Source organism: Ammoniphilus soli (genome assembly GCF_040813775.1).
Map to the genome: position 1 here is coordinate 1 of NZ_JBEGDL010000029.1, position 26368 is coordinate 26368.

23 protein-coding genes are annotated in these 26368 nt (G+C 42.2%); all 23 read right to left on the reverse strand.

Annotation, left to right across the window (positions count from 1 at the left end; all coding sequences use genetic code 11):
- Nucleotides 1-264: 264 nt before the first annotated feature.
- A complete protein-coding gene (locus ABLT31_RS30075; protein WP_367758640.1) occupies nt 265-780 on the reverse strand; it encodes an acyl-CoA thioesterase in 516 nt (171 codons plus the stop codon).
- Nucleotides 781-816: 36 nt separating this feature from the next.
- Nucleotides 817-1209: a PaaI family thioesterase gene (locus tag ABLT31_RS30080; protein ID WP_367758642.1), complete on the reverse strand. Its 393-nt coding sequence runs from the start codon at nt 1207-1209 to the stop codon at nt 817-819.
- Nucleotides 1210-1262: 53 nt separating this feature from the next.
- On the reverse strand, nt 1263-2240 hold the full coding sequence (locus tag ABLT31_RS30085; protein WP_367758644.1) for an electron transfer flavoprotein subunit alpha/FixB family protein: 978 nt from the start codon (nt 2238-2240) through the stop codon (nt 1263-1265).
- 86 nt (nt 2241-2326) lie between these two features.
- Nucleotides 2327-3091 carry an electron transfer flavoprotein subunit beta/FixA family protein gene (locus ABLT31_RS30090; RefSeq protein WP_367758646.1) on the reverse strand — a complete coding sequence of 255 codons (765 nt, stop codon included), beginning with the start codon at nt 3089-3091 and terminating at the stop codon, nt 2327-2329.
- Between the two features lie 34 nt (nt 3092-3125).
- Entirely contained in the window at nt 3126-4319 is a 1194-nt protein-coding gene (locus tag ABLT31_RS30095) for a thiolase family protein (RefSeq protein ID WP_367758648.1), read from the reverse strand.
- Nucleotides 4320-4336: 17 nt separating this feature from the next.
- On the reverse strand, nt 4337-5182 hold the full coding sequence (locus ABLT31_RS30100; RefSeq protein WP_367758650.1) for a 3-hydroxyacyl-CoA dehydrogenase: 846 nt from the start codon (nt 5180-5182) through the stop codon (nt 4337-4339).
- Between the two features lie 14 nt (nt 5183-5196).
- Nucleotides 5197-7314, reverse strand: coding sequence for an acetate--CoA ligase family protein (locus ABLT31_RS30105; RefSeq protein ID WP_367758652.1), 2118 nt, complete (start codon nt 7312-7314; stop codon nt 5197-5199).
- Between the two features lie 15 nt (nt 7315-7329).
- Entirely contained in the window at nt 7330-8478 is a 1149-nt protein-coding gene (locus tag ABLT31_RS30110; protein WP_367758654.1) for an acyl-CoA dehydrogenase family protein, read from the reverse strand.
- A gap of 222 nt (nt 8479-8700) precedes the next feature.
- Nucleotides 8701-9477, reverse strand: a complete 777-nt coding sequence (locus tag ABLT31_RS30115; protein ID WP_367758656.1) for an enoyl-CoA hydratase/isomerase family protein — start codon at nt 9475-9477, stop codon at nt 8701-8703.
- A gap of 96 nt (nt 9478-9573) precedes the next feature.
- A complete protein-coding gene (locus tag ABLT31_RS30120) occupies nt 9574-10563 on the reverse strand; it encodes a Gfo/Idh/MocA family protein (protein WP_367758658.1) in 990 nt (329 codons plus the stop codon).
- Between the two features lie 390 nt (nt 10564-10953).
- Nucleotides 10954-11943 (reverse strand): Gfo/Idh/MocA family protein, encoded by a 990-nt coding sequence (locus ABLT31_RS30125; protein ID WP_367758660.1) that lies wholly within the window; start codon nt 11941-11943, stop codon nt 10954-10956.
- Between the two features lie 109 nt (nt 11944-12052).
- Nucleotides 12053-13405 carry a hypothetical protein gene (locus ABLT31_RS30130; RefSeq protein ID WP_367758662.1) on the reverse strand — a complete coding sequence of 451 codons (1353 nt, stop codon included), beginning with the start codon at nt 13403-13405 and terminating at the stop codon, nt 12053-12055.
- Nucleotides 13406-13507: 102 nt separating this feature from the next.
- On the reverse strand, nt 13508-13666 hold the full coding sequence (locus ABLT31_RS30135; protein ID WP_367758664.1) for a hypothetical protein: 159 nt from the start codon (nt 13664-13666) through the stop codon (nt 13508-13510).
- Nucleotides 13647-15176 (reverse strand): tripartite tricarboxylate transporter permease, encoded by a 1530-nt coding sequence (locus tag ABLT31_RS30140; RefSeq protein WP_367758666.1) that lies wholly within the window; start codon nt 15174-15176, stop codon nt 13647-13649. Before ABLT31_RS30140 ends, ABLT31_RS30135 begins: the two co-directional genes overlap by 20 nt.
- Nucleotides 15177-15191: 15 nt before the next feature.
- Nucleotides 15192-15770, reverse strand: a complete 579-nt coding sequence (locus ABLT31_RS30145; protein ID WP_367758668.1) for a tripartite tricarboxylate transporter TctB family protein — start codon at nt 15768-15770, stop codon at nt 15192-15194.
- Nucleotides 15701-16744: a Bug family tripartite tricarboxylate transporter substrate binding protein gene (locus ABLT31_RS30150; protein WP_367758670.1), complete on the reverse strand. Its 1044-nt coding sequence runs from the start codon at nt 16742-16744 to the stop codon at nt 15701-15703. The genes ABLT31_RS30145 and ABLT31_RS30150 overlap by 70 nt, the downstream gene beginning before the upstream one ends.
- 198 nt (nt 16745-16942) lie before the next feature.
- On the reverse strand, nt 16943-18808 hold the full coding sequence (locus tag ABLT31_RS30155; RefSeq protein WP_367758672.1) for a sensor histidine kinase: 1866 nt from the start codon (nt 18806-18808) through the stop codon (nt 16943-16945).
- Complete coding sequence (locus tag ABLT31_RS30160; RefSeq protein ID WP_367758674.1) at nt 18801-20315, reverse strand: response regulator transcription factor; 1515 nt, start codon at nt 20313-20315, stop codon at nt 18801-18803. The genes ABLT31_RS30155 and ABLT31_RS30160 overlap by 8 nt, the downstream gene beginning before the upstream one ends.
- Before the next feature lie 56 nt (nt 20316-20371).
- Entirely contained in the window at nt 20372-21634 is a 1263-nt protein-coding gene (locus ABLT31_RS30165; protein WP_367758676.1) for an ABC transporter substrate-binding protein, read from the reverse strand.
- 656 nt (nt 21635-22290) lie between these two features.
- Nucleotides 22291-23823: a tripartite tricarboxylate transporter permease gene (locus tag ABLT31_RS30170; RefSeq protein ID WP_367758679.1), complete on the reverse strand. Its 1533-nt coding sequence runs from the start codon at nt 23821-23823 to the stop codon at nt 22291-22293.
- Nucleotides 23824-23838: 15 nt separating this feature from the next.
- Nucleotides 23839-24429, reverse strand: coding sequence for a tripartite tricarboxylate transporter TctB family protein (locus tag ABLT31_RS30175; RefSeq protein ID WP_367758681.1), 591 nt, complete (start codon nt 24427-24429; stop codon nt 23839-23841).
- Nucleotides 24342-25400 carry a tripartite tricarboxylate transporter substrate binding protein gene (locus ABLT31_RS30180; protein ID WP_367758683.1) on the reverse strand — a complete coding sequence of 353 codons (1059 nt, stop codon included), beginning with the start codon at nt 25398-25400 and terminating at the stop codon, nt 24342-24344. Before ABLT31_RS30180 ends, ABLT31_RS30175 begins: the two co-directional genes overlap by 88 nt.
- Before the next feature lie 170 nt (nt 25401-25570).
- Nucleotides 25571-26290 carry a DUF554 domain-containing protein gene (locus ABLT31_RS30185; protein ID WP_367758685.1) on the reverse strand — a complete coding sequence of 240 codons (720 nt, stop codon included), beginning with the start codon at nt 26288-26290 and terminating at the stop codon, nt 25571-25573.
- Between the last annotated feature and the right edge of the window lie 78 nt (nt 26291-26368).

The window sequence follows — 26368 nt, forward strand, 5'->3', positions numbered from 1 at the left end:
AGATTGTCTCAAAGACTTAGGGAAGTTTCCATACACTGACTTATTAGACGCTTACGTAACCTCATTTTATTTCACTCTCCATAAAAGATCGATCTAACAAATTATTTGCTCTAACTTAATTAATTAAAGAAAATTGGGAGAGATGAATATCCCTCCACCAATAAGGACTGGAGTCATGCAAGCTTCTGCATGAATCAGAGTGTGTCAAACACTCCACTATTTGCTCAATAATCTATTGAGCAAATTAGCAGTGTTAAACGAACACTATAAAACGCTTGTCATACTTTCCCAAGGATATTTTGTTCCCAATGTTTCCATTCTACGCATACGTCGAGCTTCAGCTCTTTTGGGAGCCTGTTCATTTAGAAGTGTTTCTTCAGGTGTTTCTGGTATAATCTTAGGAACAAGAGTAGGACGACCTTCTTGATCTAGTGCTACAAAAGTCAAAAAAGAAGTGGCACAAACGGTCCTTTCACCTGTGAGTAAATGTATGGCTATCACTTTCACAAATACTTCCATCGAAGTTTTATGTGTCCATGTAACAAAGGATTCTAGACAAACTTCATCATCAACTTTTATCGGACACAAAAAATCAATAGAATCCGTTGAAGCGGTTACTACACGACAGTGCGAATGTTTCATAGCAGTAAGCGCTGCGACATCGTCAATATGCGCCATTAGCCTTCCACCATATAAAGTACCGTGACAATTTGTATCTGGGGGAAGAACATGGCTAGATTTTATAGACCTGGATTCCCGAACATATCTGAATGCTTCCAACATTTTCTCCCCTTATCTAATGCACGATCTACTCTATTATCTTTTATTCAGAATCATAAAGGTTGCAGTGCCTATAGCTACCAGTTTTTCATTCGAATCAAAAATTTCCGCCTGACCGACTGCCAATTTTCCCCCACGGTGATATAGTTTGGCTTTAGCAATCAGATATTCTCCTACAGCAGGCCGAATGTAATTGATCTTCAACTCTACTGTTGGCGAAATCTCTTCTTCCGAAAGGACAGAACGTACAGCAGATCCGACTGCTCCATCGATAAGTGTAGCTAGTACTCCTCCATGAACAGACCCTCTCCTTTGATGCAGATTTGAAGTAATATCAATTCTTAATTCGGCATACCCATTTTCAATGATCATTTCCTTCATTCCGATATAATCCCAAAAAGGGCTCATTCCCGGTTCGGTTTTTCTCATTGCATGTCCCCCCTTTGCATATCTATCTAAGATGCTAGTCTTATATCCTAATTTTATGCGTAGCTTACTTCTAGCATCTTCTTGATCTCATCAGTAAGGATAGGAAGGACTTCGAACAGATCTCCTATGATCCCGTAGTCAGCCACTTGGAAAATAGGAGCTTCTGGATCCTTGTTAATGGCCACGATAATTTTAGAATTAGACATCCCCGCTAAATGCTGGATAGCTCCGGAAATTCCGCATGCAATATAGAGATCTGGAGTTACAACTTTTCCGGTTTGTCCGATTTGCAAGGAATAATCGCAATAGTCGGCATCACAAGCGCCACGGGAAGCGCCTACTGCTCCGCCAAGCACGTCTGCCAACTGCTGAAGCACTTTAAATCCTTCCGCACTTTTCACCCCGCGGCCGCCGGATACAATCACTTTAGCTTCACTGAGGTCTACTCCGCCAACGGCTTTTCTAACCACATCTTTAACAATTGTACGTAAATCCGTAATCTCTGGTTGGAAAGAAAGTTGTTCCGTTTGCACTGCGTTTTCTACAATTTCAAAGTTATTAGCACGCAGGGTGGCAAAGCCTTTTCCATCTTTTAAGACTTTCTTTTGGAATGCTTTTCCTGAATAGATTGGACGGGTAAACACGACTTGGCCATCTTGGGAAGCAGCTCCTGTACAATCCGAAATTAAACCCATACCTAAACGAGCTGCCACTCGTGGTGCTAAATCTTTCCCCATCGAAGTATGGCCCATCAGGATCACATCTGCTTCTACTTTTTGAATCAACTGCTGCAGCGCTTGGGCATAAGCATCTGTCGTATAAGACGCCAGCTTTTCATCATCAGCAATATACAGCTTGTCAGCTCCATACTTACTGATCTCCTCCGCATAGGCTGCTGCACCAGTGCCGAACAATGCCGCTGCAACTTCTCCTCCTTTAGCTACTTGACGAGCTACCGTTAACGCTTCAAACGAAACATTTCTCAATTTTTCATCCTTGATTTCAGCAAGTACAAGAACTTTTTTACTCATGAATTTCGACCTCCATTTATATGAGCTGATGACCAACGTCGAATAATATTTTCCCCAATGATGATTGCCTCTCTTAAGGAACTCGATTAGATTACTTTTGCTTCGTTGCGAAGAAGCTGAGCTAATTCGTTGACCTGCTGCGGAATTTCACCTTGTAAAATACGTCCAGCTTGTTTCTTAGCAGGTAAGAACTGCTCAAGAACCGCAGTACGAGCTGCTGCATCTCCGGAAACCTGTAAATCATCGATCGACAAACGCTCTAAAGGTTTTTTCTTAGCTTTCATAATTCCTGGAAGGGATGGATAACGCGGCTCATTCAGGCCTTGTTGGGCAGTAGCTAGGAACGGCAGAGCTACTTCGATCACTTCGACATCCCCTTCTACGTCTCTTTCTACTGCAGCTTTTGTTCCATCTAAAGTCAATTTGGTAATGGCAGAAACATGCGCCATTTGCAATTCTTCAGCGATACGGATCGCAACCTGACCAGCACCGGAATCAACAGCCATATTTCCGCATAGAATCAAATCGAATTGTCGATCCTTCACAGCGGATGCAATCCACTTCGAGATTGTATATTCGTCAGCATCTACTCCATCTGCTTCAATAATAATCCCTTTATCTGCACCCATAGCCAAAGCGGTACGAAGAGCAGTTTCTGCACGATCTGGACCGACAGTCAATACCGTCACTTCTGCTCCTGTTTCTTCTTTAATTTTCACAGCCTCTTCTACGGCAAATTCATCATAGGGATTTAAGATAAATTCCACGCCATCTTCATTGATTTGACCGCCTTTGATCACAATCTTTTCTTCCGTATCAAAGGTTTGTTTGATACATACTAAGATATTCATGTTATTCTCTCCTTTTCGTTCGTTATCTTTGGTCTTACACCTGTAAATTTTCTACAATGGTGGTAATGCCTAGGCCGCCTGCGATGCAGAGCGTAACTAGTCCATACTTTTCTCCCCGGCGTTTCATTTCGTGCAGAAGTTTGGTTATGAGAATGGCACCGGAAGCACCGATAGGATGTCCCAAAGCAATGGCTCCTCCATTGACATTAATCCGATCCAGACCCACATTCCATTCCTTGATGACGGCCAAGGCTTGAGCCGAAAATGCTTCGTTTAATTCAATCAGGCCGATATCCGATAAGGTTAAACCAGCCATTTTCAATGCTTTCATCGTTGCAGGAACCGGTCCAATACCCATGATGTCCGGTGAAACTCCGGCTGCAGCCTGAGCGATGACTCTGGCTTTTGGCCTCACTCCATATTTACAAGCTGCCTCTTCCGACATCAGCAACAGGGCAGAGGCACCATCATTTCTGCCGCTACTGTTTCCAGCTGTAACAGAACCGCCTGCTTTAAAAACCGGTTTTAACTTGGATAATTGGGCAACAGATGTTTGGCGGGGATGCTCGTCCGTATCAATGAAGATGGTTTCTTTTTTAGTCCTGATTTCATAAGGAACGACTTGCCCTTTAAAATATCCTTTTTCAATCGCCTCGCTAGCCAGATTTTGACTGCGTACGGCAAACTCATCCTGTTCTTCACGGGAGATGTTGTATTTTTCAGCTAGGTTTTCAGCTGTCATTCCCATCGTAAGCTGTCCATATACCTCCATCGGTTGGGACCGCGGCTGACTTTCCGTATTGGGGTCTAAAATCTGTCCATTTCCAGCTCCATATCCATATCTTGCATTTCTTAAATAGTAAGGAGCTGTACTCATGCTCTCGGCTCCGCCGGCAACAATGACATCCGACAGCCCGCATTGGATTTGCTGAACCGCATTATTTACCGCTTGTACGCCAGATCCACATTGGCGGTGAACGGTGTATCCAGGAACCTCAATGGGAAGCCCGGCACGCAGCAGGGCAAGTCTGGCCAAATTGGGCGAATCCGTACTTTGTTTCCCCTGACCCAGAATGACTTCTTCTACTACGCTTTTTTCGATACCGGTGCGGACAAGAATTTCGTCAATCACTTTAGCTGCTAAAAAATCGACCTCTACATCTCTGAAGCTTCCTCCGAGTCGCCCGATCGCTGTCCGAACTGAATCGACTATGACTGCATTACGCACGTCTACCACTCCTACTATCATTCGTATTTATAGAATCCGGCTCCCGATTTCCGCCCTAGTCTTCCAGCTTTCACATATTTAATGATCAGCGGGCACGGCCGGTATTTTTCGCCAAGGGTTTGATACAGATATTCCATATTCCGCAATCGCGTGTCTAAGCCTACAAGGTCAGCCAATTCAAGCGGTCCCATGGGATGATTCAATCCAAGCTTCATCGCTTTATCGATGTCTTCTGCCGAGGCTACGCCTTCCATCAGCATATTCATGGCTTCATTTCCAATCAAACAATTCATGCGACTGGTGACAAAACCAGGAAATTCATTGACTTCAACAGTTTCTTTTTTCATTTTGCGAGACACCTGCTTGGCGATCTCAACCGTTTCATCTGATGTATCCAATCCTCTCACAATTTCCACTAGCTTCATTTTGTGAGGCGGATTGAAAAAGTGCATCGCAATACATTTATCCGGACGGGAGGTTTGAGCCGCAATTTCCGTTGGACTCATCGTGGAAGTATTGGTTGCCAAAATCGTATGACTCGGACAGATTTCATCCAACTTCTTAAAGACCTCCACCTTTAAATCCATCTTTTCTAAAACAGCCTCAATTACTAGATCTGCTTGCATAGCCGCTTCCTCGATGCTTGTGGTAAAGGTGATGCGGTTTAAGGACGCTTCATCTTCCCCTGGCTGCATATATCCGCGTTCTACTGCTTTTTTCATTTCGGATGCGATATAGTCTTTCGCTACCTCAAGCGCTTTGGGCTGAATATCCTGAAGATGCACTTGATATCCGCTCTGCGCAGCGGCATAGGCAATCCCTCTGCCCATTAATCCACTTCCGATTACCGCGATGTTTTTCATGCTGCGGCCTCCTTCTACTTGAGAATCTGACTGTATTTCACAAGATATTCCATTACATTTACAACTCTTTCCGGAGTTGGGTATACCGGGAATTTTTCTTCCTGATAGAATGCCATAGCCTGTGGAGCAATCATTTCCGCTCCTAAGCGACCAACAACAATTGGCTTATCTTGGCTCTTAAACACATCCGTAATCGCTTCGGCAATGACGGTTGCACCCGGGTCGGAATTGGTGGTCAGCATCACGATGACGGCATCGACATCAGGATCCGCTGCCAAGGTTTCCAGCACTTTCTTAAACATTTCTGGTTTGGCAATGACTTCAGCGGTAACATCGACTGGATTTTGCGCCGAACCAAATGGAGGAATTAATTGTTTAATAGCCTCTGAAGATTTAGTTAATTCCGGCACCTCTAAGCCTCTTTCTGAACAAAGATCCGCGATTACACTGCATGCTCCACCTGAAGCTGTAAGAATCCCAATTCTATTTCCTTTAGGAAGAGGTTGAATACCGAATGCTCTCGATACATCAATTAATTCTTCTAGATTTTTCATGCGAAGAACACCAAATTTATCAAAAGCGGCAGAGTAAACCGCATCATCTCCAGCTATGGAACCGGTATGGGATTGAACAGCACGCTTACCCACACTGGACCTTCCTGTTTTGAAAACCAATACAGGCTTTTTATTCTCAATCGCTTTTTTAGTGGCTCTTTCAAAAGCCTTAACGTCTTTAATTCCTTCCATAAACACGGTAATGACCTTGGTCAATTCATCATCGGCCAATACTTCGATGAAATCAGAAGTCGTTAAATCCGCTTCGTTGGCTACACTGACCCAACGGCTGAATCCTGCACCCTGCTCCCAAGCTCGGCTTAAAAGAGCACTTCCCATCGCTCCACTTTGCGAAACAAAGCCAATGTTTCCTTGATGCTTCACTTTTGATTCCAGCGCAGCACCAAATGCGGTATAAACGTTTTTGGACGGGCTGGCAATCCCAATTGAATTTGGTCCAAGCAGTCGAATATTGCCGCGTTCAGCTATAGACAAGATTTGCTCCTGAAGCTGTTTACCTTCTTCTCCGATTTCGGCAAATCCAGAAGAGTAAATAATAGCCGCTTTTACATTTCTCACAATACAGTCTTCCAAGACCTGCGGAACCTGCTTGGAGTCGACAATGATACAGGCCAAATCTATGTCTTCAGGTACTTCCAGCAAACTAGGATACGCTTGATATCCTTTGATTTCCTTGGCACCTGGATTAATAGGATATAATTTACCAGAATACTGATTTTCTACAATATAACGGAAAAGCCTTCCGCCATTTTTCTTTTCATTGGTAGAAGCCCCTACTACAGCAATAGAACGTGGATTGATCATATATTCCACATGGTCTAAAGGTCTGCTGGTCTTCTTTTCTTCTTGATTTGAATCCCCTAATAAGATACGAACGTCACAGATCACAGCTTCATCGTTCGTAAAGATCACAGGATTTAAATCCAATTCTTCAATATTTGGATTTTGTTCAACTAATTTATTGAGGCCTAAGCAGATATCTTCTAGTACCTGCTGATTGATTCCACGCTGCCCCCGGTATCCCTTGATTAAAGGATAGCCTTTGAGCTCACTGACCATTTGCTTGACTTCATTTTCTGAAACAGGCATCATCCGCATGCTGAAATCTTTCATAATTTCCACGAGGATTCCACCTAAACCAAGTATGAGCTGATGGCCGAATACTGGATCTTTTTTAATTCCGAAGATCAGCTCAAGTCCTCTTGACGCCATTTTCTGCACAAGAATTCCCGCCATAACCGCATCCTTGTTGTAGTTCATGGCGTTGGCCATAATTTCACGGAACGCTTGAGCTAATTCTTGCTGATTTTGGATATTCACTTTTACAATACCCGCTTCTGTCTTATGGACGATATCTCTTGACATCCCTTTTAAAACGACTGGATAGCCGATCTTTTCCGCAAAGTCGATAGCTTGCTGTTCATCCTGCGCCAATTGGGACTCCGCAACGGGAAGACCCAGATCACTAAGGAGACTGGCACCTTCATATTCCATTAAAAAATGTGCTGCGCTGTTTTCCGTTGTAGAATCTTGTTCTAAAGTTACGTTATGAGCCATGTTTTCTCCCTCCACCTATTTCTTCCGCTGGCTAAATTTCATTTCGAATACATCTTCAGCAATTTTATTTTTCAACATTTCCGGTGTACCTCCGGCAATCATCCAACCTCTAATTCTCTTGAAGATATACTCCAGAGGATATTCGGTGGAATAACCATAGCCTCCGAAAATCTGTAAAGCTTCGTGTGCCACCTCGAAAGCAGAAGTATTGATATAACATTTAGCAATGGAGGATTCAAGCGGGCTTGGAGCTCCTTTATCAGCGTTAGTTGCAGCACGGTACAGCAGTAATCTACCGGCTTCCAGCTTCATTTTCATTTCTGCAATCTTCCATTGAATACCTTGGAATTCGCAAAGGGAACGGCCAAACTGTTCTCTTTCTTTAGCATGCTGCACAGCCATATCAAAAGCAGCTTGAGCCAACGCTAGGCATCGGGAAGTATTTCCCATACGTTCGATATTGAACATCGTAAACAATCTTTTAAATCCATTGTCTGGGACTAAAATATTTTCAACCGGCACTTCGCATTCTTCCATGTATAACGCACAGTGTTCTTCTCCGGACATATGGGTTTCTGTTTTACCAACCGTGAATCCTTTTGCATCCCGTGGTACTAACACAGCACCAGCCGTGCTTACGCTGTCTCCAAATTTAACCCAAATGACATAATAAGAGTTGTGCGGTCCATGTGTATTAAAGATTTTAGAACCATTGATGATGACTTTATCGCCTTCAATACGCGCTTTCGTCCGTAAGTCGGTTGTAGCGGAACCTGCATTCGGTTCAGACATCCCCACAGACACCAACTTTTTACCAGCTAATAGGTCTGGCAGTACCTGCTCCTTCAATTTTTTAGAACCGAAAGCAGCCAGCTGACGGATCGCACCGAAGTTTCCTGCTTGGAACATGTCCGCAGTGTTTGGACATACCTTTGCAATCTCTTCCATAACAATAACAGCTTCCATCAAGGTCATTCCTTGACCGCCATCTTCTTCAGGAAGCGTCATCCCCATTAATCCGTTCTCTGCTAAAATCCGTGCATTTTCCCAAGGTGTTTCATTATTTTTAACCCATGTATATGCTTTTTCAGAAAATTTTTCTCTAGCTAAATCTCTTGCCCATTTTTTAAGTTCTAATTGTTCTGCGCTAAGTTGAAAGTCCATCTCTCTTATTCCCCTCTCTTTGGAAAGCAAGTTCATTCAACCACGAGGGTAAAATGAATCTTGATGTTTTATTTTCTGCCTATAGTTCATTGCAAGAACGATGCCAACATGGTTTTGTGCCTTTTTCGCTGCATATTTGATTTGGTGTTCAGTTTTTTAACGTCTGCAATGTTTAAAGATTAAACGTTGTTGTTCATATTTAAAACGGTATCGTTAAATTATTTATTTTCCTTTATAATGTGGCGATCTTTTCTCTAAAAAGGCAGTAGTTCCTTCCAGTTTATCCTCTGAACTAAACAAGATCGCTTGGGACAGTTTTTCCAGCATTAAAGCGGTACCCATATCCGCATCATAGCCGCGATGAACGACTGTTTTCGCTAACCGGACAGCTAACGGCCCTTTTGCTAGGATCTTCGATGCTTTATCTAATACGGTCTGCCAAAGCTCTTCAATGGGGACAACAGCTGATACCATGCCAAATTCCTCTGCTTTTTTCGCTGAGATGATTTCCCCTGTTAAAATCATATCCATGGCTCGGCCTTTTCCGATAATTCTCGCTAAACGCTGTGTTCCTCCTGCACCTGGAATAATGGCTAAGTTTAATTCAGGCAGTCCAAACTTTGCATCCACAGATGCAACACGTATATCACAAGCAAGAGCTAACTCGCAGCCTCCGCCAAGCGCATACCCATTTACCGCAGCAATGGTCACCTTGCTGAAGTTCTCAATTTTTTGGCAAATGCCCGACAAACCTGGATATAAAGCATCCACCGCCGTTTTCTCACGAAGCTGACGAATATCAGCCCCTGCTGCGAAAGACTTGTCCCCCTCGCCGGTAAAGATAATCACTCTAACATCCTCATGCCTTTCCCACTGGACCATCGCTTGTTCAATCTCATGCAGGGTTCTGGCATCCAGCGCATTTCTCACCTCGGGACGATTTAGTTTAATGACGCCAATCACCCCATCTTTATAAACGACAATATTCTCAAAGTTCATCTCTTTGTACCTCCCTTATTGAATAACTATTCACATCTATCAGCAATTTTTATGCCAACAAAAAAACTCTCCAGCATGTGGAGAGTTTTTTACGGCCTATTTTACTTCTTGTTTGATTCCCAGCTTCATAGATTGGTAGACAGCATCGATTACTTTCATGTTAGCTGCTGTCTCCTCAGAACCATACCATAAGGTTTGTCCGGTTAAAACACAATCGCCAAAGTGCTCCACCTGTGCGGTATACTCATCCAGCTGGAAATCAAAGATCTCCGACTCTTCTTTACCATCCTTTTGAATTTTGAAGCTTGGATGGCGAAACGGCCAATGAATTTTAATGATTCCCTCGGTTCCTGTAATCTCAAGCGATTGATTATACACGCTTTCAAATGAGCAGTCAAATTGGGCAATCCGTCCTCCCGGGAATTTCATAGAAACAGCCGCAGCTAAATCGACCACTCCATCGGGAGCAAAATGGGCTAAACCGCGCACTTCTTCGGGTTCCTCTCCTATAATAAACCTGATTCCATTGACACAATAGGAACCAATATCATAAACAGACCCTCCTCCCATTAAAGGATTTAAGCGAATATCGGTTGGATCCTCTACCGAAATCGAGTAACGGGCCTGCACATTACGAATCTCGCCTATACGACCTGAATTCAGGATTTCCTTCAAGCGCTGCCACTGTGGGTGGCAGCGGAAAGCAAAGGCCTCCATAAATACCACACCATGCTGGCGGCATGCCGTAATTATCTCTTGGACTTCACCGGGATGGATGGCAGCCGGTTTTTCGCATAATACATGCTTCCCGGACTGAGCAGCCCGAATCGTCCACTCCGCATGTAAATGGTTCGGCAGTGGAATATAGACGGCATCAATTTCCGGATCTTGAAGAAGATCCTCATAACTGCCATAGACATGAGGGATACCATGGTCATGGGCAAGACTCCTCGCCTTTTCCTCATTTCTGCTGGCAATAGCATATAATTCCGCGTTTTTTGCCCGGTGTATCGCGGGAAATTGCCTTTCTACAGCAATCCTGGCCGCACCTAAAATCCCCCACTTGATTACTTGATTTTTTTGCATGATTCAAGCCCCTCTCTTTTTTCAACCAACAAAACACACACATAAAACGTTAAATTATAAAACATCCTTATTTATGGTTGTTCATTTTTTAATCGGGTAAAGGGATATTTTAAAAGGTTAAATGAGACCTCCGTTTAACTACTTTCTAGGGTCATAGGGCCTCAGGGGAAATTCTTTCTCTATTTTTATAGATTGTTTGAAAAATGGCTGAATAGCGATAAAAAGTTCCGCTATTTGGGATTTGTATCCGTTTTTATTGATCTAATAGAGTCAATAGAAGAAGTTTTTTCGCTTATTAGACCACTTTGAACATACTTTTTACAAATAGCTGAAGTTCTTCCCTTTAAATTCCCCTGAACTAGACCAACCAGTCCAGTTAATCGACAGCCTCTATTTTATCTCCTGTTTTAATCCCTGCTTAGTAGCCTGATAGATGGCATCAATCACTTTCATGTTCGCAATTGACTCCTCAGGACCATACCATAGGGATTGTCCTGATAGAATACAATCACCAAAGTGCTCCACTTGTGCCGTATACTCATCCAGCTGAAATTCAAAAACCTCTTTCACTTCCTTGTCATTCTTTTGGATGTTGAGGCTTGGATGACGAAACGGCCAGCTAACCTTAATCCCGCCTTTAGTCCCGGTAATTTCAACTAATTGCTTGTGTACGCTTTCAATCGAGCATTCAAATTGAGCTAAGCGTCCTCCAGGGAATTTCAACACGGCGGAAGTAGATAGATCCACTACCTTATCGGGTGCAAAGTGGGATATGGCACGTACTTCTTCTGGTTCATCGCCCATAATAAATCGAATAGCATTGATACAATAGGAACCCACATCATAAAGCGAACCGCCGCCCGTGAGCGGGTTTAGACGGATATTGTCTTGATTCTCTACTAAAATAGAGTAGTGAGCCTGTACATTTCTAACGTCCCCGATATAACCCGAATCAAGGATTTCCCTCAAACGGTGCCACTGAGGATGACAACGAAAGGCAAAGGCCTCCATGAACACCACACCATGGTTACGGCAAGCCGTGACCATGGCTTGAACACCTTGTGCATTCATGGCTGCCGGTTTCTCACATAGTACATGCTTCCCCGCTTCAGCAGCCCGTATAGTCCACTCTGCATGTAAATGATTGGGCAACGGAATATAAATGGCATCAATATCTGGATCCTGAAGAAGATCTTCGTACCTCCCGTAAGTACGCGGGATACCAAATTCCTGGGTAAATTTCCTGGCCTTTTCGTCGCCTCTGCTGGCAATAGCACATAACTCGGCATTCTTAGCTGCTAGAATTGCAGGGATTAATCGTTCTTTCGCACACTTGGCTGCGCCTAATATCCCCCATCTTATTACCTGGTTATTATTCAAGATTTAAAGCACCTCACTATTCTTTTATATTGGATCCAACAATCATAATATTAGCAATTTTTATGCCAAAAAAATTAAGCCTCTAAATCAGGAGGCTTCGTAATCATTACTACGCTATTAGATGAATTAAATAGGCCAAGCTTATGCTTATAAACATGTAACATAAAGCAAATCCGATATTCCATTGGGTAATCCGATAAGGATTAACTTTCATTTCACTAGACAGCAGGGAGACGGAAATATTATAAGGGCTATACATCCCTGATGCCAGACTGCAAGAGATTAATACGAGAGCTGTAGGAATGGCGGATAATTGCCCAAACACTGGATTCAGCATTTCTATAATAAGAGCGAGGGAGATTAAAGGATGAAATCCCACAAGCGATGAGAATACAAAATAAACTCCGATAAATAGATAAAAAACAAGAACTTGATCTGCATAGTGGGCAAAAAACGCCTGAATTTGCATTACCCATTGGGTTTGAGTTACCATCTCAACAAACAAACCAGCACTTAAGAACATGAAGAAAAAGTTATACAGATTCTGTGTTCGTTGCTGCCAATGTGGAATGGTAATGGAAAGGTACTGTTTTACCTTTTTTAATGACAAAGCCACCAGTAAAGAAAAGGGAACAATAACAAGAACAACGGAAAAGAGAAAACCATATCCAATCCAATGATCAACCAAGGAAACAACTAAAGTAAACATTAATAACATCGCCATGAGCTGCAGGATTTTCCGTTTGACCCTGCTGATATTTATATTGGTTGAATTCTTTAGGGGAATTGGCAAGTCACTGCTTTTTCCATTCTTGAAAAGGGCCCAATCTATTAAAATAAAAAAGAAAGCTAGCAGAAGTGTTATCGGAAATATATCATAATATTTCACATTCGTAGAATCGATAGACATACTCACGAGTACTTCTAATGGGCTCCAGGTTAAACACAAAGCATAAGCTCTTAATAAACTCCGTGTATAGAAACGATTCCGTATACCGTCCTGCAATGAATTTAAGGAAAAAGATAAAGACTTCACTAATAAAGGTGCGGTGGCTACATTAAGAAAAATTCCAAGGATATGGGAAACTAAAGAACTTTTCATATATAGTTGCGATAAATTCGTGGTTTTTAGATTGAGCAGCTGATTTAATTGGGTGTCAAAATGACCGATATGAATCAGCGTATTGATAAATGGCAGCATCAAAAAGAAAGATAGTAACCCCATCATACTCTCAAAATGGAGAAAAAAATGATACCATGGTGAACCAAAATAAATAAATAAAGCAATACCTGATAGAAGAAAAAACAAGCCAGTCCTAAAATAAAGACCCGACGCTTTTCTAAACGATATGACTAAGGCAATGACGGCGAAGATTCCTACTGTATAAGAAAGGATTGGAGTAGGGAATAATCGATTAACGATATAGATGAAAATGAGTAAAGAATAAATCCATACGTACATAACCTGTCTCCTTAGCTAACATTCTTGTAGTTTATTTTCATCCTAATATATCTCCGTTTTTCGTATTAATAAAACGAATAAAACTCATAGAATCTATGAGTTTTAGGAATGTACTTCTATTTGCTTTTTCTCTTCTTGATTAACCCATTGCTTATCCTTATCAGATAATGTGATATCTAAAGCGACAAAGCAGTCGCGGAATTCATCACCATTTTGTGGTTCTTGCACAAGTGCGAAATGGTTAACTTGCTTGTTGTTCATCAGTTGCTTTATTTGAAAATTTACCGAAGGCTTTATCTTTTAACTGCTTATAAAACGACGTTTGAGCTACGATGGAAAATACCACGAAGAACGTCAAAGCAAAACTGATTGGATAAGCCACTAAGCTGGTTAAAAATCCTACGACGCTTCCTTCTTCGGTAATAATCGCTCTTCTTAAATAGGTGTCCATCAGCGGACCGAGAATAATCCCGAGTACCATAGGTCCCGTCGGAAACTTATACAATTTCATAAAGTACCCGATGACTCCAAAGGCGATCATCCAATAGACGTCTACCACGCTGTTGTTAATCCCATACGAACCGATAACGGTAAAGAAAATAATGATCGGCATCAGGATGTGTTTAGGAATCAAGATAACTTTGGCAAAAAAGGAAACCGCAGATAATCCCCAGATCAAAATGAACACCAAAGAAATCATCGCCGCACCAACGACGACCCAGAATAGTTCCGGTGTTTCCACTAAGAGCATCGGACCTGGCTTTAATCCATGAATCGTCATGGCTCCAATGAGCACCGCCGTTACGGCATCCCCGGGAATCCCTAGGGTCAGCATCGGAATCATCGCGCCCCCATTGGTGGACATAACTGCCACTTCCGGTGCGATTAATCCTTCATAGGCTCCCTTCCCAAAAGGGCGGGTTGGGTTTTTCACTGTCTTTTTAGCGTGATCATAAGCGACCAAGGTAGAAATTTCTCCCCCTGCACCAGGAAGTGCCCCAATGATGACACCGATAAGGGAGGTACGGAGTGTTAAAGGCAAAAACTTCACTAAATAAATCAGTGGAGGAAGCAGTTTACCGATGACCACATCCACTTTCGTTTTTCCCAGGTTATGCAATTGTATTAATACTTCCGATAAACCAAACAGACCTAACATACAAGCAATATAGTTAATTCCGCTCTTTAATTCCAAATTACCGAAGGTAAATCGTTCAACCCCGGTGAGGGAGTCCATTCCCACCAATCCCAGAGTAATCCCTACTCCAGCTCCAAAAATCGCTTTGCTCATCGACTCCCCACCCAGACCTCCGACTAAGAGCAGGCCGAGAAGCATGATCAAAAAGTAATCGCGAGCGGCAAATCCTAGGGCGAATTCCCCTAAGTAAGGGGCAGCCATCGATAAGGCCAAGAGTCCAATCAGACCTCCGATAGCGGCATACAGGGTGGAAAGCCCGATCGCCATCCCCGCTTCCCCTCGTTTAGTCAAGGGATATCCGTCAAAGGTGGCCGCCAGGGAAGAAGCGGAGCCGGGAATATTAACAAGGATAGCTGCCCGCGCTCCACCGTAAACGCCTCCATAAAACACGGCTATCATCGTGACCAAGGCAGCTGTGGTGTCCCAGGTGTAGGTTAGGGAAACGAGCAGGGTTACCGCCATCGTGACGGAAAGGCCAGGCAGGAGTCCTTTGATGACTCCAAACAGCGTACCAGCGGCGATCAGCAATAACAGCTTGATATCTAATAAAGGGACTAATAATTGATCTAACATCGAACTCCTCCTTTCCTATGGAAATACAATATGGAAAACATGAACGAAAATATAGTAAAAGGCCATCGAGGTAATCGCCGATACGAGAAAGCTTCTAAACTTCTTTTCTTTACTGAGCAACAGCATCGATCCCATGAGAAACAAGAAAGAAATGATCATAAAATTGGCATAATTCATGAGCACGGCGAACAAAATGACCAGGATCGTAAATAAAATCAGACGTACATTGATTTCTTTTTGGGTGATAATCTCTTTTTCGTACAGTTCCATTTCTTCTTCTGCTTCCTCTTTTTCCCCTCCAACATCCTTGCCCTTTTCAGGAGCAGAAGCGGGAGATTGAATCCCGCCTCTAGCAATGAAGATGGAGCAAATTACCATGACCACACCGATCACGAATGGGAAAAAGGAAGCCGATGAAGGGTCAAATACATTCTGATCCTCGATCGTATACGACAGCACTACAACCGCAAGACTTATGATAATCAGTAAAGGAGAAATAATTTTGCCCGCAGTCATCTCATCACCTATTCCTTCTTTGGTATCTTTAATTCTTCTGGACTCACTTTCGCTGCTCCGGCATCTTGCAACAGCCAAGCCGTCGTGGACTGCCAATCCTGCCAATACTTGATGGCTTCATCACCGTAAACACCTACGGAAACTGCTCCCCTTTGTTTCAAAAACTCCTGGAATTCTGGTTCTTGTTGAGCTTTAGCGAAGGCGTCAACTAATACTTTCTTTACATTGTCGGGCGTATCTTTTTTCACCCAAACACCATAGAATGGACCCCAGGGCAAGAATTTCTTCATTTCAGGAAGGATTTCTGGAACAGCTTGAACATCCTTCACTTCCTCAATTCTTTCATCGTTGAACACGGTCAGGATGCGTAATTTACCCCCTTTCGCATTTTCTACAGCCGCAGGCAAGGCAATTACGCTTGCATCAAGATGATTTCCTAGTAGAGCGGTTAAAGCAGGACCGTCTCCATCAAATGGCACCATATTGTATTCGGTGTTTGTTACGGTACCTAACATGGTGGTGACTGTAAAAGGCAATCCTCCAGGACCAGTGGATCCCATTTTCACTTTGCCAGGGTTTGCGGTTGCGTCTTTGATTAAATCATCTAGTGTTTGATACTTAGAATCTGTTGGAACAACAACGGCTGCTACACCCCTAGCTAAAATACTTACAGGATAAAAATCTTTAAAGTCAACATCGGAAATATCCAACACACCATAAAGCGCTGGGTTTTCTGCTGCAAATAATAAATTGTATCCATCCGATTTTTTATCATTTACATAGGAAACGGCAATAGCGCCGGTTGCTCCTGGTTTATTGGTTAGAACAAGGGATTGGCCCAGATGTTTTTCAACTAATGGACCAATGGCACGGGACATGGTATCCAAGCTCCCACCTGCACCCCATTGGATAACGCCGGTGAGAGATTTCACCGGAAAATTCTCTTCCCCGGAAGCGTTTGCTTGAGAATCACTTGTTTGAGTACTGCATCCAGCCAAAAGAAGCATACTGGAAGCGATTACGGATATGATGGCTTTACGAATATTTAACATAATGTTTTGACCTCCCCCTATTTTCATTTTTATTTAAATTTTTGTTTTTGAAATCGTTTACATGTATAAGGATAAAGTAAATACACTCTATTGAGAATGTAGAAAACTAAGACTCCGATATATAGAATCTTAAGAATGGTTATAGAGAAAACATGAAAAACCTGAACTTTATCGATAAGTTCAGGCTCAAATCGTCGATTATTCTTTTTCATGCCCTAAGTTTCTCAACATGGCATCCTGTTTGATTTGGATTTGAATACTTGTTCCTGATGGCTGTTCCTGACTAGATTGGATCAGCATCTTGTATTCCTTAGCGTACAAAAGCTTTAACCGGGAATCCACATTCTTCATTCCATATCCCGAGTGCGGGATCATCTCATTCTCCAGCACATCCGCATTCAGCAAATCCACTTGCCTTTTTAATTTTTCAGGAGACATGCCGACTCCATTATCCGATATCTCCAAAATCACGCTATCGCCTATTCTTCTTCCTGTAAGCACAATCTTACCCGGACTTCGCAATCGCCTAACGCCATGAACGATTGCATTTTCCACAATAGGCTGAAGTATCAGCTTTGCAATAGGATAAGATGCGATTTCCGGTTCAAGAATAAGATCGTATTCAAATCGTTTGCCAAATCGGATTTTTTGAATGTCCAAATAAATACTGGTCATCTCAAATTCTTCTTCCAGTGTAATCATTTCTTTTCCTTTACTGAGAATGAGGCGAAACAATTTCGATAATCCATTAACCATTTGGCTGATTTGCTTTTGACCGCTATCCAAAGCCAGCCAGTTAATAGAATCCAATGTATTATATAAGAAGTGCGGGTTAATTTGATATTCAAGTACACGCAATTCAAATGTTCTTTTCAACTGCTGCTGTTTCTTCACATCGTCGAGTAATTCTTCAATTTCAATGGCCATAGAATTAAACGTATTGGCTATGTCATTGATTTCATCGTTTCCTTTTAATTCAATCCTTGTTCCCCATTTTTTTTGACCAAAGCTTTTGATTGCCCTATTCAATTTTCTAAGGCGTTCCGATATCAATTTCGTTCCTCGGAGGGATATAAAACAAGCCAATATCAGAAAAAAAGTAAATCCCAAATACAATTGGTTGCGAAATTCCAGGGATTTTCGTTCAATATAATCGGAATCTAATCCGACAATTAAATAGTCGCCAGTATCCATTTTTGTTACCTCAGTCCGCCACGTCCGTCCATACCAATTCAGTGGAACAAATCTATCAGGAAGTGGAGTGAATGTAACCGGGAGGGAACGCCCTTCACCTCCCACTATCTGTTTGTTTTCATAGGTCATCCATGTGGTTTGCTGTTGGTTTATCATACCAAAGATCATATCTTCATAATAATTGTACACCTCGAAGGAGCTTCTCACTGCATCCAGTGACAAATTGATAATGACATACCCAATAACTTGCCTAGAGTTGTACATCCCGTATATTTTACGGGCCATGGTGATCATGTCGGGGTTTTTAGTCAGGGCATCGTTCACTCTCCAAGCCATGCCGGATTGTTCAGGAGAAGATACTTCCTTAAATAAAAAAGAACGGGATAAATCTACCGAATTAATCTGATAGCTTGGTCCTGAGGAAGTGGCACTGGTTACATAGATATCCCCATCTTGACTAACAACGGCAATGGAGTAAACATCTTTCCAAATCATTCGGTATCGGGATAGAACGGCCCCCATCATATCGTACTTGACATATGGATCCATTTCCTTTTGATCTGTATCAGTGCGCTTCTTCCATGGGGCTGCATCACCCGCTTTATTTCCGGATAGGATACGCTGAATCTCCGTATCTATCACAATGTGATTAGACATGGTTGTTACATCTTTAAATAACGCTTGGATCTCTCTGCTTGTGGCATGTCCAATCATGCCAAGAGTAGCATCAATCTCCCTTAAATTTTGCTCGATTTGATAATTAGTCAACTGGCTTATAATCAAAACAAAAAGAACATTGGGGATAATGATCAACATGACCAGCTTTACGAATATTTTTTTCCTTAGCTTGAGGAATAGCTGTTTAAGCATCTGTCCTTAACCTTTCTTTGTATTCAGAAGGATTAAGACCAACCCATTTTTTGAAATAGGCACTAAAATACAGCGGATTCTCATAACCGACCCGTTCTGCAATCTCACCAATTTTTAGATCGGATTGATGCAACAACTCTTTTGCTTTATCCATGCGTAATTGGGCCAAAAACTGCATGCAGGATAACCCTGTATTTTTGCGAAACAACTGAGTAAAGTGATTCGGGTGCAGGGAAACCAAATCGGCCAACTGCTGCAAGGAAAGTGAAGCATCTCCGTAATGTTCATGCATATACATGGTCACTTTATCTATGGCCTCTACCGTGTCTTGTGACTTATGCATTTGCTGCTGGTCCATGCAAGCTTGCAGCCACTTTTTCATACGATCTACGGCAGTAGAAACAGGAACCTGTGACAATGGCGGATAAGATGGACAGGGTACTCCCATTTCTTTAAACAGGGAACTGACCGATTCCAGCAACTTGTATAATCCTTGCAGAATGGACTCCATACTTGGATTTCCGTTTAAAAGACAGTCCATGAATTCAGCGTCAGCCTGCGTCAATGAGCTCTGTTTACCCATGCGTAAAGCTAGACGCAGCTTCCTCTCCTGCTCGAATGGATAGATAAAGTTTTCTGCCTTCCGACTCTCCAATTTCTCGTATAAGTCTGTGATGGTAGATCGAAGAGTAAGCAGTCCCTTCTCCGTCTCCCCCATCGCCATAGCAATCTGAATCCCCAGCACATGTTCAGTCAATATAGAAAAATCCTCTACCTCTTTCCTGACACCTGGGTCTAATTGCATTCCGAATACCAATGTTCTTGTATCCTTGATCATCACAAACCCTCTGGAATTCGTTAAAAAGGTTTCCAGGAAAAGCTGCTTCACGGCTACAGTCTTCAGCAGAACACTCCGCCCAGTTAAATCCGCTTTTGATTCAAGCAAGCGAACTACTCCCGGTGTGAAAGGCTCATTAACTGAAAACGGAAAGAAATTTGCAAACTCCGACAGCTCTTCCTCCGAAAGCAATCTCCCCTCGAGGAGATCAAATAATAGCTTATCACGCACATAAAGAGCGGCATCTGCCACAAACTGCTCTCTCTTTAATAAATCCAATCGTTGTTTTTTCTCTGTTTGCAGCTCCGCTCGGATAGTCTCAAGAAAAGAGAATAGCTCTGAAGGATCCACAGGCTTTGTGATATATCGGCTTACTTTGAGATCGATTGCCTTTTGGGCGAGATGAAACTCGCCATGTCCGGATAAAATCACACATTTTACCCCCGGATAGAGCCGGTTCACTTGTTCAATTAAATCCAAGCCGTCGATATACTGCATAAAGATATCAGTTAATATCAAATCTGGAAGAACGTCCGAACCCTGCAGCCATTCCAACGCAGTCTCCCCGTCATCTGCACAACCGACAACGCGAAAGCCCTCCCATTCACCTATTAGTCTTTTTAAACCATTCAGTATAATGGGTTCATCATCTACAATGAGTATGTTCATCTCTAGTACCCCCCCAGGTTGCTTATGATTATTGGTTGCTAGGATATGAGAGCGTTTTAATTTTTGGTAAGCAAAAGCCGAATTTTCTTACCGGCCTCTTTAACGGCGTCCTCGGGTGACAGATATCCCCTCACTACCTGCTGGATCATACCTTGCATTACCTTGGAAATTTCTGGATAGTTTGAACCGAAGGCACGCGATTTTGTTATATTCATACTGTCCACAAACACCTTCCTGTTCGGATCACTTTGCCAAGCAGGATCTCGAATTAAATCTTTTCTAGCCGGAATACGACCGGTAAGCAACAAAAACTCCTTCAAGTTTTCCTCTTCTTGAGAGAATCGGATGAAATCCCATGCTGTGTCCTTTTGTTTACTGGTAGACGTAATAGCCCAATTTTCCCCTCCAAGCACTGTAGCTTCTTTTTTATTTTTGGGCAAATTTACTACTCCCCACTTGAATGTCGCTTCTTTTTCCAGAATCTCCATCATCCATCCTCCGTTTACCATCATAGCCACATGACCTGACGCGAACTGTGAGTTTGTGGTAAGCAGATCCTGGTGTAAAATATCTTTCGACATCGTTCCATTGTCCACCATTTCCTTCCATAGCTTTACGGCTTCAACCGTACCTGGACTGTCAAAATTCATGAGATCTGAACCGCTTTGCCAAAGAAAGGGCAGGAAGCTGTAGGTTGTCTGTTCGTTGTGCACAGCGGTTACCTGGAACCCATATACTCCTGGTTTGGTCAACTTTCTTGCAGCATCTTTCAATTCATCCCAGTTGGATGGTGGTTTTAATCCAGCGGCATGAAGCAGATCAGCATTGTAGTACAAGGCTAAATTATTGCTGCCCATCGGTATCCCATAAACTTTTCCCTTGTATTCGTTTGAGGCCCAGGCTTCAGAGAAATAGAGATCCTTCTCGCCCCATACTTCCACTCTTTCACTGATATCCTCCAACATGCCTGCTGCAGCAAACATTTGATGGTACGGATTGTCTACCAAGATTAAATCAGGCAATTCTCCCGTAGCAGAGCTGAGAAGAAGCTTATTTACCATGTCGCCGAACGGCACAGTGATCCTCTTAATTTTCACATTGGGATGAAATCGTTGATAGTTATAAATAAGTGTTTCTAATGCTTCGGTTCTCCGATCTGCTGTAAAAAAATAATCCCACAAGGTAATCTCAATTTGTGAATCACTTGACATTCCTTGATCTAATCTACTTTTGGAACGATCCTCACTGGAACGGGGTACACATGCTGACAATAAAACTAAAATAAGGACAATTGCAGAAATTCTAAGTTTTTTAAGCATACTTAATAGCTCCTAGTCCATTATTTTATTGTTGATAAATTAATCTCCTCGATGAAGATGCAATTGATGTTCTTTTCCAAACAAATTAAATTTGCTTCATAAACTAAATTTCTTATAATTATTTTAATCTTTTAATTAACTGCACACAAGCTAGATTCCGAACTTTCAGTTAGTATAAAATACCATAAGCTCATACCGTTACGATAGTTTGTTCACTTTAAAACTTAAGTAACTCTTTGACTTACCGGTACGATGGGGTCCATTATGTAAAATAACAAAAAAGGTTTCGGCGGGGTTCCACTGGAATTCTTGTTTATTAAAAATGATAGGTCCTCTGCACCCCCAAACTTATAAAATCTGCTTATCGGTCAAAAAAAAAGGCTGACTAAAAAAATAGGGTCAGCCTCTTTAAATAAACATAAATACTACGTTATTCTATTGCTGCTACCGCTGCTCTCAGGCCAAGAAAGTAGCTTTCAACCCCAAAACCGCAGATTTGACCTTTTTATTATTTTTAGTCTATTCTAAAATAAATAAAAGATAGTAAACGAAATAACAAACCAAAAAAGACAAAAGGCTTGGCAATTGCCAAGCCTTTTGTATGATACATCTCCGTCTGTTTCTTTTATGAATATGTTATTAGTTACAATAATTTTCTAACTTGCTTGTTGTTCATTATCTGTTGTTTTTTTCGAGAACTTACCAAATGCCTTATCTTTCATTTTTTTATATACCGATGTTTGCGCCATGATAGAAAATACAACGAAAAACGTCAAAGCGAAACTGATCGGATGAGCAACCAAGCTGGCTAAAAATCCTACGACGCTTCCTTCTTCTGTGATGATCGCTCTTCTTAAATAGGTATCCATAAGCGGACCGAGAATAATCCCTAACACCATCGGTCCAGTTGGAAACTTATATAATTTCATAAAGTACCCGATGACCCCAAAAGCGATCATCCAGTAGACGTCCACTACACTGTTGTTAATCCCATACGAACCGATAACGGTAAAGAAAATAATAATCGGCATCAAGATGTGTTTAGGAATCAAAATAACTTTGGCAAAGAAGGATACCGCAGATAATCCCCATATAAGAATGAAAACTAACGAAATCATCGCCGCCCCGACGACAATCCAAAATAGTTCCGGTGTTTCTACCAACAGCATCGGGCCAGGCTTCAATCCGTGAATCGTCATGGCTCCAATAAGAACAGCCGTCACGGCATCCCCAGGAATTCCTAAGGTCAGCATCGGAATCATTGCGCCCCCATTGGTGGCCATTACTGCTACTTCCGGTGCGATTAACCCTTCATAAGCTCCCTTACCAAAAGGACGAGTTGGGTTTTTCACTGTCTTTTTGGCGTGATCATAAGCTACTAATGTTGAAATCTCTCCCCCTGCTCCAGGCAGCGCTCCAATGATAACGCCGATTATGGACGTACGGAGTGTTAAAGGCAGAAACTTTACTAAATAAATCAGTGGAGGCAGCAGCTTGCCGATGACGACATCGACTTTCGTTTTTCCCAGGTTATGCAGTTGCATTAACACTTCAGATAAACCAAACAGACCTAACATACAGGCAATATAGTTAATCCCGCTCTTTAATTCCAAATTGCCAAAGGTAAATCGTTCAACTCCCGTGAGGGAGTCCATTCCCACCAAGCCTAGGGTAATCCCTACTCCTGCTCCAAAAATCGCTTTGCTCATCGATTCCCCGCCCAGACCTCCAACTAAAAGAAGGCCGAGAAGCATGATCAAAAAGTAATCGCGAGCAGCAAAGCCAAGAGCAAACTCCCCTAAGAAAGGGGCAGCCATCGATAACACTAAAAGACCAATTAGACCTCCGATAGCGGCATACAGCGTAGAAAGTCCAATAGCCATCCCCGCTTCCCCTCGTTTAGTTAAGGGATAGCCGTCAAAGGTAGCTGCAAGTGAAGAAGCGGATCCAGGTATATTAACGAGGATTGCTGCCCGTGCTCCCCCATAAACCCCTCCATAGAAAACGGCAATCATAGTGACCAAGGCAGCCGTTGTATCCCAAGTGTAGGTTAAGGAGACGAGCAGGGTTACCGCCATCGTAACGGAAAGGCCTGGTAGAAGTCCTTTGATAACGCCAAACAGGGTACCAGCGGCGATTAGCAATAATAGCTTGATATCTAATAAAGGAATTAATATTTGTTCTAACATCGAACCCCTCCTTTCCTAAGGAAACACAATATGAAAAACATGAACGAAAATATAGTAAAACGCTACCGCAGTGATCGCCGATACAAGAAAACTTCTAAATTTCTTTTCTTTACTGAGCATCAGCATCGATCCGATGAGGAACAAGAACGAGACAATCATAAAGTTGATATAATTCATCAAGATCGCGAACAAGATAACCAAAATCGTAAATAAAATCAGACGTACATTAATTTCTTTTTGAGTGATAATCTCTTTTTCGTACATTTCCATTTCTTCTTCGGCATCTTCTTTTTTCTCACCAGCAGACTCCTGATGTTTGTCCTTTGGAGATTCGATCCCTCCTTTGGCGATAAAGAGGGAACAAATGACCATCACTACACCAATGACGAACGGAAAAAAGGATGCGGTTGAAGGGTCAAATACATTTTGGCCTTCTATTGTATACGACAGCCCTACAACTGCAAGACTTATAAGAATCAAAAATGGAGGAATAAATTTACCTGCAGTCATGAAATCACCTATTCTTTCTTTGGAATATTCAGCTCTGCCGGACTGACTTTCGCTTCTCCGGTATCGTGCAGCAGCCAAGCCGTAGTAGACTGCCATTCTTGCCAGTATTTAATGGCTTCATCCCCGGAGAGACCTACCGAAACAGCACCACTTTGTTTTAAAAAGTTTTGGAATTGTGGATCCTGCTGTGCTTTAGCAAAAGCATCTACCAAAGCTTTCTTTATATCATCAGGTGTATCATTTTTTACCCAAACGCCATAGAATGGACCCCAAGGCAGAAACTTTGCCATTTCCGGAACCGCTTCGGCAATCGCCGGAACATCTTTTAACTGCTCAATTCTTTCTTCGTTAATGACGGACAGAATGCGCACTTTACCTGCTTTTGCATTTTCATAGGCAGCCGTGAACCCTGCAACCGTCACATCAATATGTCCGCCAAGCAATGCAGTAAGAGCAGGACCTTCTCCATCGAAGGGAACCATATTATATTCGGTGTTGGTTACCGAGCCAAGCATCGTGGTGACAACGAAAGGTTGTCCGGCCGGACCAGTAGAACCCATCTTCACTTTACCGGGATTGGCCAATGCATCCTTAACCAAATCATTCATGGTTTGATATTTAGAGTCTGCAGAGACGACAATCGTAGGGATAACTCTAGCCATGATGTTAATCGGATAAAAATCTTGAAATCCTAATTTAGAAACACCAAGAACACCATAAATAGCCGCATTTTCTGCTGTAAACAACAGATTGTAGCCATCCGACTTTTTATCGGCGACATATTCCATACCAATCGCACCGGTTGCACCTGCTTTATTTGTTAATATAATGGATTGTCCCAATTGCTTTTCAGCGATCGGTGCAATAGCACGGGAAATGGTATCTGTCGCTCCACCAGCTCCCCATGGAATTACACCCGTTATTGTTTTTGTTGGGTAGTCAACTGTTTCCTTAGCAGCTTCACCCGGATTAGCATTGGCAGGGTTGTTTTGCGAGCTGCAGCCAACCATCATCAAAACCATACTAGCAGTAATGACTGAGATTAATGACTTGCGTAATATTATCACTATATTCCCTCCTCTTAATGTTCAAAAAATATGGACTAAACTTTAAACCTCACAATTAACACCTGTATGCCTTTAACCATTTTAGAAAGAAGAGTGTGCGGAAGTTTTGTTATTTATTTATCATCTGCCTAAGATGGCATGCTCACTTGCTACACCTATTTTGCAAAAAACTAGTGTATAAAGGTTGTCCAAAGATGCGATATGGGCATAGCAATGATTAATCCGGGCAGCATATTTGCAATGGGAAAAGCTTTTATACCACTTATACGAAGACCTGTCGCCAACATAATGATCCCACCAACAGCAGTAAAATCAGCAATCATGAAGGGAGTAGTCATAGGCAGTATGGATGAGGCAGTTAAAAATAAACTGATTAATATCAGAAATTGCGGAACGGCAATGGTCATAACTATAAAACCTAGTGTTGTTGCAAAAATTCCTGCAGTGAAGAAGTCAAGAATGGATTTTGCAAGTAATACGGAATGATCTCCGGTTATTCCTTCCTTTAATGCACCGAATATTCCTGTTCCACTAGCTGAAAACAAAACCAGGATAGCAATAAACTGTTCCATAAATTGGTCTTGCGTTACGACCTTCCCCTTATTAGAAAACAGTTTATCGATGGATTCGCGTACGTGATTCACACACCATTCAATCCCCTTTTCCAGCTTTATAAATTCTCCAATGACACTTCCAAGGACTAAAGACAGGATAACGCCAGGCAGTGTATTCATTTCTACAATATAAACAATACCCATGGACATCGATGCAACCCCAAAAGTGAGAGGTAAAGCTATACGCAATCGTTCCGGAACTTTATTTCCTAAAAAAGCGCCAATTAACCCTCCAAAAAATACCGCTAAAGCATTTACTATAACTCCGATCGGCATATATTCTCCCTTACTGCTCTTTCATATTTTGGTTTATATCGATCTAATATTTTTATATTTGCAACTGCTTTAATCCGT

Coding starts and splice junctions, on each gene's coding strand:
- ABLT31_RS30120 (WP_367758658.1), bottom strand. CDS start 10,563: ATGCAAAAAAATCAAGTAATCAAGTGGGGGATTTTAGGTGCGGCCAGG.
- ABLT31_RS30115 (WP_367758656.1), bottom strand. CDS start 9,477: ATGAACTTTGAGAATATTGTCGTTTATAAAGATGGGGTGATTGGCGTC.
- ABLT31_RS30085 (WP_367758644.1), bottom strand. CDS start 2,240: ATGAGTAAAAAAGTTCTTGTACTTGCTGAAATCAAGGATGAAAAATTG.
- ABLT31_RS30105 (WP_367758652.1), bottom strand. CDS start 7,314: ATGGCTCATAACGTAACTTTAGAACAAGATTCTACAACGGAAAACAGC.
- ABLT31_RS30110 (WP_367758654.1), bottom strand. CDS start 8,478: ATGGACTTTCAACTTAGCGCAGAACAATTAGAACTTAAAAAATGGGCA.
- ABLT31_RS30160 (WP_367758674.1), bottom strand. CDS start 20,315: ATGAACATACTCATTGTAGATGATGAACCCATTATACTGAATGGTTTA.
- ABLT31_RS30185 (WP_367758685.1), bottom strand. CDS start 26,290: ATGCCGATCGGAGTTATAGTAAATGCTTTAGCGGTATTTTTTGGAGGG.
- ABLT31_RS30170 (WP_367758679.1), bottom strand. CDS start 23,823: ATGTTAGAACAAATATTAATTCCTTTATTAGATATCAAGCTATTATTG.
- ABLT31_RS30135 (WP_367758664.1), bottom strand. CDS start 13,666: ATGAACAACAAGCAAGTTAACCATTTCGCACTTGTGCAAGAACCACAA.
- ABLT31_RS30130 (WP_367758662.1), bottom strand. CDS start 13,405: ATGTACGTATGGATTTATTCTTTACTCATTTTCATCTATATCGTTAAT.
- ABLT31_RS30100 (WP_367758650.1), bottom strand. CDS start 5,182: ATGAAAAACATCGCGGTAATCGGAAGTGGATTAATGGGCAGAGGGATT.
- ABLT31_RS30080 (WP_367758642.1), bottom strand. CDS start 1,209: ATGAGAAAAACCGAACCGGGAATGAGCCCTTTTTGGGATTATATCGGA.
- ABLT31_RS30150 (WP_367758670.1), bottom strand. CDS start 16,744: ATGTTAAATATTCGTAAAGCCATCATATCCGTAATCGCTTCCAGTATG.
- ABLT31_RS30175 (WP_367758681.1), bottom strand. CDS start 24,429: ATGGCAGTCTACTACGGCTTGGCTGCTGCACGATACCGGAGAAGCGAA.
- ABLT31_RS30165 (WP_367758676.1), bottom strand. CDS start 21,634: ATGCTTAAAAAACTTAGAATTTCTGCAATTGTCCTTATTTTAGTTTTA.
- ABLT31_RS30155 (WP_367758672.1), bottom strand. CDS start 18,808: ATGCTTAAACAGCTATTCCTCAAGCTAAGGAAAAAAATATTCGTAAAG.
- ABLT31_RS30090 (WP_367758646.1), bottom strand. CDS start 3,091: ATGAATATCTTAGTATGTATCAAACAAACCTTTGATACGGAAGAAAAG.
- ABLT31_RS30140 (WP_367758666.1), bottom strand. CDS start 15,176: ATGTTAGATCAATTATTAGTCCCTTTATTAGATATCAAGCTGTTATTG.